A 14,955-nucleotide genomic window follows, 5' to 3' on the forward strand; every position below is an offset into this window, starting at 1 on the left:
TCGGCGCATCAAGGGCTTATGCGCGGACTACCGGTTTACCCGCCCCGTAGCGCGTCGAGTTCGTTTTCACCGAGCCATTGCCACGCGCCCGGCGCGAGCGTCGCGGGCAGCGCGAGGCCGCCGACGCGCTCGCGATGCAGCGCCTCGCAGCGGTTGCCGGCCGCGGCGATCATCCGCTTGACCTGGTGATATTTGCCTTCCAGTACGGTGAGCGCGAGCGTGTGGGTGTCGCGCGCCTGCGCATCGAGCGCGGCGCTCGGCTTGCTTTCGCCGTGCAGCAGCACGCCGTCGCGCAACGCGCTCAATTGCGCGTCGTCGAGCGGATGGCGGGTGGTCGCGACGTACAGCTTCGGCACCTTGCGCTTAGGCGAGGTGAACTGATGCACGAACTTGCCGTCGTCGGATAGCAGCAGCAGGCCGGTGGTGTCCTGGTCGAGCCGGCCGACGCACTGCACGCCGCGCTCGGCGAACTGCGGCGGCAACAGGCTGAACACGCTCGGATGATGCTGTGGATCGCGCGAGCATTCGTAGCCGGCCGGCTTGTTCAGCAGCAGATACGCGTGCTCGCGATACGGCCATTCGATGCCGTCGACGCTAAAGCGCAAGGTTCCGTCGGCGACCGCGAAATCGGCGTCGGCATCGGTACAGACGCTGCCGTCGATGCTCACGCGCGCGTCGGCGATCAGCGCGCGGCATTGGCGGCGCGAACCGAAACCCTGGGTAAAGAGAATGCTTTCTAGATTCATGGCGAGCGAAGAATAACACCGCAAGAAGCGGGGCGCTGCGCATCGCGCGAGCGCGGACGATGAGGTCTTCGAGTCGAATCTCTGGAGTCCATCGATGCGTGCCGCCGCTTCATCCGCTTCTTCATCCGCTGGTTCTGCTTCAGCCGTTGCGCCGCGTTTATCCGGCGCGTTTCGCCGTCTCGCGTGGTCGAACCTGTGCGCGCAATCGGCCGAGCAGATCAGTCTGGCCGCCGCGCCGCTCGTCGCGGTGTTCGCGCTCGGCGCGAATGCGCGCGACACCGGCCTGCTGCAAACCGCGCAAACGCTGCCGTTTCTGTTGCTGTCGATGCCGCTCGGCGTGTGGGCCGATCGCCGCTCGCGCCGCGTGCTGATGACGCTCGCCGAAAGCGTGCGCGTTTGCGCGATGCTCGGCGTGCTGTTGCTGGTGCTCACGCATGGCTTGAATCTGCCGCTGCTCGCGGCGCTCGGCTTCGTCGCGGCGACCGGCACGGTGGCGTACAACGTCGCCGCGCCTGCGTTGGTGCCGTCGCTGGTGCCGCGTGAAGCGTATGCGCGCGCGAACGGCCGGCTCGAACTTGCGCGCAGCGTCGCGTATTCGGCGGGGCCGGCGCTCGGCGGCCTGCTGGTCGGCTGGAGCGGCGCGGGCTGGGCATATGGGGGCGCGGCTGCGTTGTCGGCGCTGGCGGTCGCGCTGCTCGCCGGACTGCGCGAACCGCCGCGCACGGCCGCGCCGCGCCGTCACTTCCTGCTGGAATTGCGCGACGGCACCCGCTTCGTGCTGCGCGATCCGTTGTTGCTGCCGATGCTCGCGACCGCAGTGTTCTTCAACCTCGGCTTCTTCGTTCTGCAGGCGGTGTACGTGCCGTACGCTGTGCATCGGTTGGGGCTTTCCGCGTCGGCGGTCGGTGTGACGCTCGGCGCGTACGGCGTCGGCATGGTGTGCGGCGCGCTGGCCGCGCCGGCGATCGCGCGGGCGCTGACGTTCGGCCGCTTGCTGGTGATCGGGCCGTCGTGCGGGTTGCTGGCGTCGCTCGTGATGGTCGCGACGCTGGTCGCGCCGTCGTTCTGGCTTGCGCTGTCGAGCTTCTTTCTGCTCGGCGCGGGGCCGATTCTGTGGGTCGTCGGTTCGACCACGCTGCGTCAGGCGATTACGCCGGAGCGGATGATCGGGCGGGTGTCCGCGCTGATCAGCACTGCCACTTACGGCGCGCGGCCGGTGGGCGCGTTGCTCGGCGCGGCGCTCAGTGCGCGCTGGAACGTCGACGTGTGTCTGGTCGCGGCGGCGCTCGCGTTTGTGGTGCAGGCGCTGATCATTTTCATGTCGCCGGCGGCGCGGTTGGTTGGGATTCCGGAGCAATGCGAGCAGGAGGGGGTGGGGGTGTGTTGACGGGGCGTGAAAAGGCGTGAACTGGCTCGATGAAAATGAATTTTCGTCCCTGCGGAGCGTCGCTCAACGTCAGAGCCCCTTGTTTAAAGGGGTGGGTCAGTAAAAACCCTGGCGTATGAAAATACATTTTTGTCATGGCGAGATTTGTGTAAATATACTTTCATTCATTTCAGATAACCCAGTCAGCCCGACGCCGCCCGTATGGTCCACCATTCGTCCGCTGTTCCGAACTCCGCCGAGCAGGCGATTGCCGCCCGCATCGGCGCCGCGATGCCGACGCTGACGCCGATTCACCGGCGCATGGGCGAATACGTGCTGGCCAACCTGTTCCGCGCGGCGACGATGCGGATCGACGAACTGGCGAGCGTGGTCGGCGCGTCCGTTGCGAGCGCGAACCGTTTTGCGCGCGCGCTCGGCTTCGACGGCTATCCGCAGTTTCGCGACGCGCTGGTGCGCGGTTTCGAGGCGACCCTCGCGCCGGTCGAGCGGCTGCGCAGCGCACAGGAATCGCTCGCGGCCGGCGACGATCTGATCGACGCGTCGCTGGAGCAGGCTGCCAACAATCTGCACGCAACCCGCACGTCGATCGATCGCGCGGCGGCCGATGCCGCGGTCGAAGCGATCATCTCCGCGCGGCGCGTGTTCGTGCTCGGCTTCGGCGCGAGCGCGTTTCTCGCGAGCCTGATGGAGCACGGACTGCTGCCGTATCACGACAACGTCCGCTCGCTCGCGCTGATCGGCGGCCCGTCGCATGCGGCGCGGCAACTGGTGCGCTCGAACGAAGGCGATCTGGTGATCGGCATCGCGTTTCCGCGCTACGTCGAGGACACGATCGAACTCGCGCGGCGCGCGTCCGAGCGCGGCGCGCGTGTGCTCGCGTTGACCGACTCGCCCGCTTCGCCGCTCGCGCAGTTCGCCGACCTCGCGCTGTATATCCGCACCGATCGGCGCCTCGCGTCGAATGCCGATTCCGCGGTGCTCGCGGTGATCGAGGCGCTGTGCGACGCGGTCGCGTATCGGGCGCAACGCTCGGTGAAAGCGGCCGCCGAGGTCAGCGAGTTCGTGCTGCCGTGGCTGTTCGATCCGCAGACCGGCGCGGCCGGCACGAAAGCCGACGCAACACACATCGCAAAGCGCGGCACGAAAGCCAACGCGAAAGCCAACGCAAAAGCCAGCACAAAAGCCAGCACGAAAGCCAACGCAAAAACCGGCGCCCCCACGCGCGCCGGCGCTCCCCGCGGCACCCGCACAACTCGCACAACTCGCACTCCACACTCGAAATAATGAATTCCAACGCAGTCATTGCCATTCATGGCGGAGCAGGGACGATCCTGCGCTCGGCGCTGTCGGCCAGCGCCGAAGCCGACTATCACGCGGCGCTCACCGCGGTGCTGAGCGCCGGCCAGCGCGTGCTCGCCGACGGCGGCAGCGCGCTCGACGCGGTCAGCGAAGCGGTGCGCCTGCTCGAAGACTGTCCGCTGTTCAACGCGGGTCACGGCGCGGTCTACACGTCGGCCGGCACCCACGAACTCGACGCCGCGATCATGGATGGCCGCACGCTCGAAGCCGGCGCGATCTGCTGCGTGAAGCGCGTGCGCAATCCGGTGCTCGCCGCACGGCGCGTGCTCGAACGCAGCGAACACGTGCTGTTCACCGGCGACGGCGCGGAAGCGTTCGCGGCCGCGCAAGGTCTCGAGTTCGTCGACAACAGCTACTTCGATACCGACGCGCGCTATCGCCAATGGCAACTCGCGTGCGAGCAGCAGCGGCCGATGCTCGATCACGACGGCGCGACGCTCGCGGCAAATGCGTCGAACCGGCAGGAACCCACGCCGCACGAGCCGATCGATCCGAATCGCAAGTTCGGCACCGTCGGCGCGGTCGCGCTCGACGTGCACGGCCACCTCGCGGCGGCGACCTCGACCGGCGGCGTCACTAACAAGCAGGTCGGCCGGGTCGGCGATACGCCGCTGATCGGCGCGGGCTGCTACGCGGACGATGCGACCTGCGCGGTGTCGACCACCGGCTCCGGCGAAATGTTCATGCGGATGGTCGCCGCGTACGACGTGGCCGCGCAGATGGCGTACCGCGCGGTATCGCTCGACGAAGCCGCGCACGACGTGGTGATGAACCGCTTGCCGAAGATCGACGGACGCGGCGGCCTGATCGCCGTCGACGCGCGCGGCAACGTCACGCTGCCGTTCAACACCGAAGGCATGTACCGCGGTTTTGCGCGACCGGGCGCCGCGCCGGTGACGGCGATCTACCGCTAGCCGCTGGCGCGCGGCGCCGCGTTGGCGTACCGCATCGGCATCCCGCTGCGGCGCACTGCTGCGGCAGCATGCCGAAGCGTCGCCCGCCCCGACCGGACCAACCGCGCCACCCGCTCGACTCCCGCGCCTGAACCGCGCTTCAAACCCGTTAGCCGCGTTCGACTTCAAAGGAATCACCGTGCCGACTTCATCGCACACCGCCCGCCCGCTTATCGAAACCTTGCCGCCGCAGCGCGTGCTCGCGGTCGACGATCTGACGGTCGCGTTCCGCCGCGGCGGCTCGATCTTCAACGCGGTGCGCAATCTGTCGTTTACGGTCGAGCGCGGCGAAACGCTCGCGATCGTCGGCGAATCGGGCTCCGGCAAATCGGTCACGTCGCTTGCGCTGATGCGCCTGATCGAGCATGGCGGCGGCCGGCTCGCCGGCGGCAGCATCGCGTTCCGGCGTCGCGACGGCAGCGTGCTCGATCTCGCGCAAGCATCGTCCGGCGCGATGCGCTCGGTTCGCGGCGCCGACATCGCGATGATCTTCCAGGAGCCGATGACCTCGCTCAATCCGGTGTTTACGGTCGGCGACCAGATCAGCGAGGCGATCGCGCTGCACCAGGGCAAGAGCCGCGAGGCCGCGTGGGCCGAAACCTTGCGTCTGCTCGAACTGGTTCGGATTCCTGAGGCTCGCCGGGTGGCCGGGCGTTTTCCGCATCAATTGTCGGGCGGGATGCGCCAGCGCGTGATGATCGCGATGGCGCTCTCGTGCAAGCCCGCGTTGCTGATCGCCGACGAGCCGACCACCGCGCTCGACGTGACGATCCAGGCGCAGATCCTGCAACTGATCCGCGGCTTGCAGGACGAGATGAACATGGGCGTGATCTTCATCACGCACGACATGGGCGTGGTCGCCGAAGTGGCTGACCGCGTACTGGTGATGTATCGCGGCGACAAGGTCGAGGAAGGGCCGTCCGACACGCTGTTCGCCGCGCCGTCGCATCCGTACACGAAGGCGTTGCTCGCGGCGGTGCCGCGGCTCGGCTCGATGCAGGGCACCGACCGGCCCGCGCGCTTCCCGATCCTGAGCGTCGAGCAAGCCGGTGCCAACGGCGCCGATGCGGCAGTGCAGCCGGCCGCGAGCGTCGCCGAACAAGCGCAGCCGCCGGTGCGCGACGATACCCCGCCGATTCTGCGGGTGCGCGATCTGGTCACGCGCTTTCCGGTCCGCACCGGCCTGTTCGGCCGCGTGACCGGGCGCGTGCATGCGGTCGAAAAAGTCAGCTTCGATCTGCGGCCCGGCGAAACGCTCGCGCTGGTCGGCGAATCCGGCTGCGGTAAATCGACCACCGGCCGCTCGCTGCTGCGTCTGGTCGAAAGCCAGAGCGGTTCGATCGAGTTCGCCGGCAAGGAAATCGGCTCGCTGACCGGCCCCGCGTTGCAGGCGTTGCGGCGCGATATCCAGTTCATTTTCCAGGACCCGTTCGCGTCGCTCAATCCGCGTCTGACGGTGGGCTTCTCGATCATGGAGCCGCTGCTCGTGCACGGCGTCGCGCAGGGCGCCGAAGCGCAGGCGCGCGTTGCGTGGCTGCTCGAAAAAGTCGGTTTGCCGGCCGAAGCCGCGCGCCGCTATCCGCACGAATTCTCCGGCGGCCAGCGCCAGCGGATCGCCATCGCGCGCGCGCTCGCTTTGAATCCAAAGGTCGTGATCGCCGACGAATCGGTGTCCGCGCTCGACGTGTCCGTGCAGGCGCAGATCGTCAACCTGATGCTCGATCTGCAGCGCGAACTGGGCGTCGCGTATCTGTTCATTTCGCACGACATGGCGGTGGTCGAGCGCATCAGCCATCGGGTCGCGGTGATGTACCTCGGCCAGATCGTCGAGATCGGACCGCGCCGCGCGGTGTTCGAGGCACCGCAGCATCCGTACACGAAGAAGCTGATGAGCGCGGTGCCGGTCGCCGACCCCGCGCGCCGTCACGCGAAGCGGATGCTCGCCGCCGACGACATCCCGAGCCCGATCCGCGCACTGCACGACGAGCCGCTGGTCGCGCCGCTGATCGCAGTGGGCCCCGATCATTTCGTCGCGCAGCATCGCGTCGGCGGCGCGTACTGAGCCACCGGATAACCAAACCTTCGTTGCGGCCGCATATGCGCCGCGCGAGCCGCAGCACCCTGTAGTACTCCGTAGTACCGCGCAACACCAACCATAACGACCCAGTCACACCTTCAACGTCAATCTCGCAGCCTGGAGCAATCTGATGAACCTGCTGTTTCCGTCTTCTCCATTTCGTTTGCGCGCGCTCGTCAGCGGCGGCGCGGTGGTGTTCGCGATGCTCGCGGGCAATCCGGCGCAGGCCGAAACCACGGCCGTGATGGCCGTCGCGTCGACCTTCACGACGCTCGATCCGTACGACGCGAACGACACGCTGTCGCAGGCAGTCGCGAAGTCGTTCTACCAGGGGCTATTCGGTTTCGACAAGGACATGAAGCTCGTCAATGTGCTCGCCGACAGCTACGACGTGAGCCCCGATGCGAAGGTCTACACGTTCAAGCTGCGCCATGGCGTGAAGTTCCAGGACGGCACCGACTTCAACGCGGCCGCGGTGAAAGCGAACTTCGATCGCGTGACCGACCCGGCGAACAAGCTCAAGCGCTACAGCATGTTCAACCGCATCGAGAAGACCGAGGTGGTCGATCCGTACACGGTGCGCGTCACGCTGAAGGCGCCGTTCTCGGCGTTCGTGAACGTGCTCGCGCATCCGTCGGCGGTGATGATCTCGCCGGCCGCGCTCAAGCAGTACGGCAAGGACATCGCGTTCCATCCGGTCGGCACCGGCCCGTTCGAATTCGTGAAATGGGACCCGGCGGGCGATCTGACCGTGAAGAAATTCGCCGGCTACTGGAAGAAGGGCTACCCCAAGATCGATGCGATCGACTGGAAACCGGTGGTCGATAACAACACGCGCGCCGCGCTGATGCGCACCGGCGAAGCGGACTTCGCGTTCCAGGTGCCGTACGAGCAGGTCGCGCAGTTGCAGGCGAGCCCGAAGGTCGACGTGATTGCGACGCCGTCGATCATCGCGCGCTACCTCAGCATGAACATGAACCAGAAGCCCTTCGACAACCTCAAGGTGCGTCAGGCGCTGAACTACGCGATCAACAAGGAGGCGCTCGCGAAGGTCGCTTTCTCGGGCAACGCGGAGTCGATGGAGGGCGTGGTGCCGAAGGGCGTCGATTACGCGACGAAGACCGGCCCCTGGCCGTACGATCCGGCGAAGGCGCGCGAACTGCTGAAGGAAGCCGGCTATCCGAACGGTTTCGACACCACGCTGTGGGCCGCGTATAACAACTCGACGTCGCAGAAAGTGATCCAGTTCCTGCAGCAGCAGCTCGCTCAGGTCGGCGTGAAGGCGAAGGTCGAAGCGCTCGAAGCGGGGCAGCGGGTCGCCAAGGTGGAAAGCGCGCAGGACCCGGCCACCGCGCCGGTGCGGCTGTTCTACACCGGCTGGTCGGCGTCGACGGGCGAAGCGGACTGGGCGCTGACCCCGCTGCTCGCGGGTCACGCGTTTCCGCCGAAGATGCTCAACACCGCGTACTACAGGAACGACGCGGTCGACAGCGATCTGAAGCAGGCGCTCGAAACCACCGATCGCACGCAGAAGGCGTCGCTGTATGCGGATGCGCAAAAGCGCGTGTGGGCCGACGCGCCGTGGGTGTTCCTGATCAAGGAGAAGGTCGTGTACGCGCGCAGCAAGCGCCTGTCGGGCGCATACGTCGCGCCGGACGGCTCGTTCAACTTCGACGAGATCGCGGTCAAGTAATCAGTCGAACGCGCGGCCCGCGGGCCGCGCCCGATTCTCCGTTGCCTGCATTTCTGCCGGATTGGTTTCATGCTGAACTTCCTCGTCAAACGTCTTTTTGGCCTGCTGCCGACGCTTTTCATCGTCGCCGTGCTGGTATTCCTGTTCGTGCATCTGCTGCCGGGCGACCCGGCGCGGCTCGCCGCCGGTCCCGAAGCGGACGACGCGACGGTCGCGCTGGTGCGTGCCGACCTCGGGCTCGACAGGCCGCTGCCGCAGCAGTTCGTCAATTTCTTCTGGCGCATCGCGCACGGCGACTTCGGCGTGTCGACGCGCAGCAAGCGGCCGGTCAGCCAGGAAATCGCCGAACGCTTCATGCCGACGCTGTGGCTCACGCTCGCGAGCATGGTGTGGGCGGTCGCGATCGGCATGGCGCTCGGCATCGTCTCGGCGGTGTGGCGTAACCGCTGGCCCGACCGGCTCGGGATGACGCTCGCGGTGTCCGGCATTTCGTTTCCGGCGTTCGCGCTCGGCATGCTGTTGATGGAAGTATTCTCGGTGCAACTGGGCTGGCTGCCGATCGTCGGCGACGGCACGTGGCGCGGCTACGTGCTGCCGTCGCTGACGCTCGGCGCGGCGGTCGCGGCGGTGATGGCGCGCTTCACGCGGGCGTCGTTCGTCGAGGTGATGCACGAGGACTTCGTGCGCACCGCGCGTGCGAAGGGCGTGCCGGAGTGGCGCGTGATCGCCAGACACTGCCTGCGCAACGCGCTGATTCCGGTCGTCACGATGATGGGTCTGCAGTTCGGCTTCCTGCTGGGCGGCTCGATCGTCGTCGAGGTCGTGTTCAACTGGCCGGGGCTTGGGCGTCTGCTCATCGACGCGGTATCGATGCGCGACTATCCGGTCATTCAGGCGGAAGTGCTGTTGTTTTCGCTCGAATTCATCATCATCAACCTGATCGTCGACGTGCTGTACGCGGTGATCAATCCGACTATCCGTTTCAAGTGAGGCGCGCATGAGCACCACCGCCACCGGGCCGAATGCGGCCAACGCCGCCCCCGCCGAACGCGCGATCCGCACGCCGTGGAGCGAGTTCTGGCGCAAATTCCGCAAGCAGCACGTCGCGATGGCCGCCGGCCTGTTCGTGCTGCTGCTGGTCGTCGTCGCGATCGTCGCGCCGCACATCGTGCCGTACGACCCGGAGAACTTCTTCGACTACGACGCGCTGAACGCGGGGCCGTCGGCCGCGCACTGGTTCGGCGTCGATTCGCTGGGCCGCGATATTTTCAGTCGCATCCTGGCCGGCTCGCGCATCTCGCTCGAGGCAGGCTTTCTGTCGGTCGCGATCGGCGCGGTGATCGGTACTTTCTTCGGACTGCTGGCCGGTTACTACGAAGGCTGGTGGGACCGCATCACGATGCGTGTGGCCGACGTGCTGTTCGCGTTTCCCGGCATCCTGCTCGCGATCGGGGTGGTCGCGATTCTCGGCAACGGCATGATCAACGTGATCTTCGCGGTCGCGATCTTCAGCATTCCCGCGTTCGCGCGGCTGGTGCGCGGCAATACGCTGATGCTCAAGCAGCTCACGTATATCGAGGCGGCGCGCAGCATCGGCGCGTCGGACTGGACGATCATCGTGCGACACATTCTGCCGGGGACCATTTCATCGGTCGTCGTGTATCTGACGATGCGCATCGGCACCTCGATCATCACCGCGGCGAGTCTGTCGTTTCTCGGCCTCGGCGCGCAGCCGCCGACCCCGGAGTGGGGCGCGATGCTGAACGAGGCGCGCGCCGATATGGTGACCGCGCCGCATATCGCGCTGTTTCCGAGCCTGGCGATTTTCCTGACCGTGCTCGCGTTCAATCTGCTCGGCGACGGTCTGCGCGACGCGCTCGATCCGAAGCTGGACCGGCCATGAGTCACACTAACGATTTTGCCGCCGGCGCGCACCGGGGCGCGGCTTCGCGTGCGGCGCCGCGCGCGCCGCATATCGGCGTGTTGCCGGCCGGCCCGCTCGGCACGATCGCCGACGTCGCCGGCGTCACCGTCGGACATTGCACGCTCGCCGACGGCGCGCTGCAAACCGGCGTGACCGTGCTCCGGCCGCATCGCGGCGATCCGTTCGTCGCCAAGGTGCCGGCCGCGGCGTCGGTGATCAACGGCTTCGGCAAAAGCATCGGCCTCGTGCAGCTCGACGAACTCGGCACGCTCGAAACGCCGATCGCGCTGACCAACACGTTCGGTGTCGGCGCGCTCGCGCAGGCGCAGATCCGCGCGGCGATTCGCGCGAATTCGCGCATCGGCCGCGAGTGGTCGACGGTCAATCCGCTCGTGTTCGAATGCAACGACGGCTATCTCAACGACATTCAGGCGCTCGCGATCGGCGAGCAGCATTTCGATCAAGCGTTCGCCGCCGCCGGCACCGAGGTCGCAAGCGGCGCGGTCGGCGCCGGGCGAGGAATGTCGAGTTTCGATCTGAAGGGCGGGATCGGCACTGCGTCGCGCGTGGTGCGGGTCGCGGGACGCGACTATATGGTCGGCGCGCTCGTGCTCGCGAACTTCGGCCGTCTGCCGATGCTGACCATCGACGGCACGCCGCTTGGCCGCCTGCTGGCTGACCGCGCGGCGGCTGCGGGCGCCGGCACGCCTAGCGCGGCGGCTGACCCGATCGCTGACCCAATGGCTCACCCAACCACCGGCAAGCCCGAACAAGGCTCGATCATCATGATCGTCGCGACCGATGCGCCGCTCGACGCGCGCCAGCTAAAACGCGTGTCGTTGCGCGCGGCGGCGGGCCTTGCGCGCACCGGCTCGGTGTACGGGCACGGTAGCGGCGACATCGCGCTGGCGTTCTCCACCGCGTACACGGTGCCGTACGACGCGGACCTCGTCACGCTGCCGCCGCTCGTCGCCGATCACTGCCTGGACCCGCTGTTTCGCGCGTGCGCCGACAGCGTCGAGCAGGCGATCGTCGATGCGTTGTGGAGCGCCGAATCGGTAACCGGCCGCGACGGACACCGGCGACGGTCGCTGCGCGACAGCGTGCCGGACCTCGCCGAACTGCTGGGGCTGTCCACGCGATGAAAGTCCTGATTTCCACCGATATCGAAGGCGTGGCCGGCGTCTTCCATCCCGAGCAGACGCGCGCGGGCAACGGCGAATACGAAGCCGCGCGCCGCTGGATGACGCTCGAAGCGAACGCGGCGATCGAAGGCGCGTTCGCGGGCGGCGCGACCGACGTGTGGGTCAACGATTCGCACGGCGGCTTTCGCAACCTGCTGCCGGATCTGCTCGATCCGCGCGCGCAAATCGTGCTCGGCAAACCGCGTACGCTGGGGATGATGGCCGGCGTCGAATACGGCGTGGCGCTGGTGTTCATGATCGGCTATCACGCGAAGGCGCAGACGCGCGGGATCCTCGCGCATACGATCAACAGCTTCGCGTTCGCGCGTGTCGCGTTCAACGGCGTCGAGCTTGGCGAAGCAGGTGTGTATGGCGCGCTGGCGGAAGAATACGGCGCGCGGGTCGCGCTGTTATCGGGCGACGATGTGTTCGCCGAGGAAACCGCGCCGCGTTTTCCGGACGCGCGTTTCGTCGTCACCAAAAACGCGACAGGGCACGCGAGCGGCATCACACAGGCGCCGGCGATGGTGCGCGAAGCGTTGCAAGCGGCCGCGCGCGATGTGGTTCGCCAGCATCTCGAAGCGGGCCGCGCGCCCGAGGTATCTGACGCGCGGCCGCGACCGCAGCCGGTCGAATGCGAGCTGCGCGTGCAAACCAGTGGCCTCGCCGATCTGTTCTGTCAGTGGCCGACGCTCACGCGCGTCGATGGCGTGACGCTGCGCTTTAGCGCGGCATCGGCCGAGCATGCGGTGCGGATGCTGAACTGTCTGTCGGCGATGTCGTTCATGCTGCGTTGAGCGTTTTCGCCCCGGCTAACTACGTGTGCTCGCGGCCGCAAACTACTAACGCTGCGACCGGCTCAACTCGCGCGCCGCGTGATCGATCGCATCGGCGACCGCGCCCGCATGCGACACCGGCGCGAGATGGCTCGACGCGACCGGCACCACCTTCGCGCCGATCCGCTCGGCGATCGACTTCTGCAGCGCGGGCGACACCGCGCGGTCCTGCGTCGTCAGCACATACCACGACGGCCGGTCCTTCCAGCCGATCTGATCGACCGGTTCGTCGAACGCCTGCGCGGCGATCGGCACCTGCGCGGCGGCGAGCACGCGCGTGACCATCTCGGGCACGTCGGCGGCGAGGTCCGCGCGATAGCGCGCGCGGTCGAGCCACAGAAAACCGTTCGCGTCCTTGCTGATGCTCTGGCCGGCCGGCATCGGGCCGCCCGCCTTCATCACGTCCATCGCCGACTCGTGCAGCTGGGGCGCGAGCGCGGCCACATACACGAGCCCCGCGACGTTCGGCGCATTCGCCGCCACTTCGGTGATCACCACGCCGCCCCACGAATGGCCGACCAGCAGCACCGGACCGTTTTCGCGCGCGAGCACGCGACGGGTCGCGGCGACATCGTCGGCAAGCGACGTCAGCGGGTTCTGCACCGAACTCACGTGATAGCCCTTGCGCTGCAGCTTGGCGACCACGCCATTCCAGCTCGAACCGTCGACGAACGCGCCATGCACCAGCACGATATTGCGCACCGGACCGGCGAGCGGCACGGCAGCGGGTTTGGCGGGAGTGGGGGCGCCCTGAGGCGCCTGTGTCGCAGCGGGGGCCGGCCCCGTGCTGCCCTGTGCGCCGGAATCACCGGCCGGAGGCGTTGCAGCAGGCCCCTGTTCAGCACCGGGCGCGGCCGTAGGCGCGGTTTGAGCGAACGTTGTCGCGCCAGCGAAGCACAGGCACAAAACGGCGGCGTGAAGCGGACGTCTGAGCAGCATGATGAAACTCCGCGGGCTGAGAGTCGAACTCGGGAACATACCGAAGCGCCCCTGCCGTGACAATCACAATCCGCGCACTTAGGTGCGGCGCAGAACTAACCGGGGTTGCTACGAATATCGGGTCAAAATTGGCCGGGTTAAAATTGCCGGTTCGCCGCGGCGGCGCCGTGCCCGTCCGGGAAATAGGTGCCGAACCGGCGGCGAGCGGGACGCAAGCAGATCGTTCCCATACGTTGTTCCAATCAAGCGCTCGCCAACGAGCGGTCTCCACATAGCAGAGCGCAATGAATAGTGCACAGCAGCAACAGGGCCTGCAGCGCGGGCTCAAGAATCGCCATATCCAGTTGATCGCGCTGGGCGGCGCGATCGGCACGGGTCTGTTTCTCGGCTCCGCCAGCGTATTGCAGGCAGCCGGTCCATCGATGATTCTCGGCTATGCGATCGGCGGCATCATCGCGTTCATGATCATGCGCCAGCTCGGCGAGATGGTCGCGCAGGAGCCGGTCGCCGGCTCGTTCAGCCACTTCGCGTACAAGTACTGGGGCGACTTCCCCGGCTTCCTGTCGGGCTGGAATTACTGGGTGCTGTACGTGCTCGTCAGCATGGCCGAGCTGACCGCGGTCGGCACCTATGTGCATTACTGGTGGCCCGGCGTGCCGACCTGGGTGTCGGCGCTGGTCTGCTTCGCGCTGATCAACGCGATCAATCTCGCGAACGTGAAGGCCTACGGCGAAACCGAATTCTGGTTCGCGATCATCAAGGTGGTTGCGGTGATCGGCATGATCCTGTTCGGCGGCTACCTGCTGGTCAGCGGTCACGGCGGCCCGCAGGCGACGGTCGCGAATCTGTGGAGCCACGGCGGCTTTTTCCCGCACGGCTTCCATGGCCTGTTCATGATGCTCGCGGTGATCATGTTCTCGTTCGGCGGCCTGGAGCTGATCGGCATCACGGCGGCCGAAGCGGCCGAGCCGCAGAAGAGCATCCCGAAGGCGGTCAATCAGGTGATCCTGCGGATCCTGATTTTCTACATCTGCTCGCTCGCGGTGCTGTTGTCGCTGTATCCGTGGAATGAAGTGGCGGCCGGCGGCAGCCCGTTCGTGATGATCTTCTCGCAGATCGGCTCGACGCTGACCGCCAACGTGCTGAACGTGGTAGTGCTGACCGCGGCGCTGTCGGTCTACAACAGCGGCGTGTATGCGAACAGCCGGATGCTGTACGGCCTCGCCGAGCAGGGCAACGCGCCGCGCGCGCTGCTCAAGGTCGACCGGCGCGGTGTGCCGTACATGGCGATCGGTCTGTCGGCGCTCGCGACGTTCGCGTGCGTGATCATCAACTACGTGATTCCGGCCGAGGCGCTCGGTCTGCTGATGTCGCTGGTGGTCGCCGCGCTGGTGCTGAACTGGGCACTGATCAGCCTGACCCATCTGAAGTCGCGTCGCGCGATGGTCGCGGCCGGCGAGACGCTGGTGTTCCGCTCGTTCTGGTTCCCGGTCAGCAACTGGATCTGCCTCGCGTTCATGGCGCTGATCCTCGTGATTCTGGCGCTGACGCCGGGGCTGTCGGTATCGGTGTGGCTGGTGCCGGTGTGGCTCGTGCTGATGTGGGTGGGATATGTGGTCAAGCGGCGTCGCGAAGGCGTGCGTCGTCAGACGGAGATGGCGGGGCGCTGAGCGGCGCCCGGAGCGCAGCGCGGGCACAGTGGGAGACTGGCTCGCGCTGCTGATCGACTTGCGTTCTTGCCCACTGTTGCCATTGGCGCGCGAGTCGCGCCAGAAACGACAAACCCCGCGAGCAGATTCTGCAGGCGGGGTTCGTTATGTGCGTTGACGACGCGATGCTTGGCTGGAGCGCTAACGC

At 67.0% G+C, this 14,955-nt stretch carries 12 protein-coding genes; 10 read left to right on the forward strand and 2 right to left on the reverse strand.

Going from position 1 to position 14,955, the window contains the following annotated elements; translation table 11 throughout:
• Nucleotides 1-35: 35 nt before the first annotated feature.
• Nucleotides 36-746, reverse strand: a complete 711-nt coding sequence (locus LJ656_RS16590) for a 16S rRNA pseudouridine(516) synthase (RefSeq protein WP_230510480.1) — start codon at nt 744-746, stop codon at nt 36-38.
• 94 nt (nt 747-840) lie between these two features.
• On the opposite strand from LJ656_RS16590, the gene LJ656_RS16595 reads away from it, so the two are divergent.
• From LJ656_RS16595 to LJ656_RS16635, 9 genes are all read left to right on the forward strand, one after another.
• Nucleotides 841-2,133 carry an MFS transporter gene (locus LJ656_RS16595; RefSeq protein WP_230510481.1) on the forward strand — a complete coding sequence of 431 codons (1,293 nt, stop codon included), beginning with the start codon at nt 841-843 and terminating at the stop codon, nt 2,131-2,133.
• Between the two features lie 201 nt (nt 2,134-2,334).
• Entirely contained in the window at nt 2,335-3,417 is a 1,083-nt protein-coding gene (locus LJ656_RS16600) for a MurR/RpiR family transcriptional regulator (protein ID WP_230510482.1), read from the forward strand.
• Nucleotides 3,417-4,406 carry an isoaspartyl peptidase/L-asparaginase family protein gene (locus tag LJ656_RS16605; RefSeq protein ID WP_230510483.1) on the forward strand — a complete coding sequence of 330 codons (990 nt, stop codon included), beginning with the start codon at nt 3,417-3,419 and terminating at the stop codon, nt 4,404-4,406. Before LJ656_RS16600 ends, LJ656_RS16605 begins: the two co-directional genes overlap by 1 nt.
• 178 nt (nt 4,407-4,584) lie before the next feature.
• The gene (locus tag LJ656_RS16610) at nt 4,585-6,507 is read left to right on the forward strand and encodes a dipeptide ABC transporter ATP-binding protein (protein ID WP_230510484.1); all 1,923 of its coding nucleotides are present in this window, start codon (nt 4,585-4,587) and stop codon (nt 6,505-6,507) included.
• Between the two features lie 145 nt (nt 6,508-6,652).
• A complete protein-coding gene (gsiB, locus tag LJ656_RS16615; protein ID WP_230510485.1) occupies nt 6,653-8,215 on the forward strand; it encodes a glutathione ABC transporter substrate-binding protein GsiB in 1,563 nt (520 codons plus the stop codon).
• 69 nt (nt 8,216-8,284) lie between these two features.
• Nucleotides 8,285-9,205, forward strand: coding sequence for a glutathione ABC transporter permease GsiC (gene gsiC, locus LJ656_RS16620; RefSeq protein ID WP_230510486.1), 921 nt, complete (start codon nt 8,285-8,287; stop codon nt 9,203-9,205).
• Nucleotides 9,206-9,212: 7 nt separating this feature from the next.
• Entirely contained in the window at nt 9,213-10,118 is a 906-nt protein-coding gene (gene gsiD / locus LJ656_RS16625) for a glutathione ABC transporter permease GsiD (protein WP_230510487.1), read from the forward strand.
• Nucleotides 10,115-11,284 (forward strand): DmpA family aminopeptidase, encoded by a 1,170-nt coding sequence (locus tag LJ656_RS16630; protein ID WP_230510488.1) that lies wholly within the window; start codon nt 10,115-10,117, stop codon nt 11,282-11,284. The genes gsiD and LJ656_RS16630 overlap by 4 nt, the downstream gene beginning before the upstream one ends.
• Nucleotides 11,281-12,120 (forward strand): M55 family metallopeptidase, encoded by an 840-nt coding sequence (locus LJ656_RS16635; RefSeq protein ID WP_230510489.1) that lies wholly within the window; start codon nt 11,281-11,283, stop codon nt 12,118-12,120. The genes LJ656_RS16630 and LJ656_RS16635 overlap by 4 nt, the downstream gene beginning before the upstream one ends.
• A 45-nt stretch (nt 12,121-12,165) precedes the next feature.
• Here the strand turns inward: LJ656_RS16635 and LJ656_RS16640 are convergent, their stop codons facing one another.
• Nucleotides 12,166-13,098 carry an alpha/beta fold hydrolase gene (locus LJ656_RS16640; protein WP_230510490.1) on the reverse strand — a complete coding sequence of 311 codons (933 nt, stop codon included), beginning with the start codon at nt 13,096-13,098 and terminating at the stop codon, nt 12,166-12,168.
• 284 nt (nt 13,099-13,382) lie between these two features.
• Between LJ656_RS16640 and LJ656_RS16645 the strand changes: the two genes are divergently transcribed.
• Entirely contained in the window at nt 13,383-14,768 is a 1,386-nt protein-coding gene (locus LJ656_RS16645) for an amino acid permease (protein ID WP_230510491.1), read from the forward strand.
• Nucleotides 14,769-14,955 lie beyond the last annotated feature (187 nt).

The organism is Paraburkholderia sejongensis (assembly GCF_020880815.1).
Classification (GTDB): domain Bacteria; phylum Pseudomonadota; class Gammaproteobacteria; order Burkholderiales; family Burkholderiaceae; genus Paraburkholderia; species Paraburkholderia sejongensis.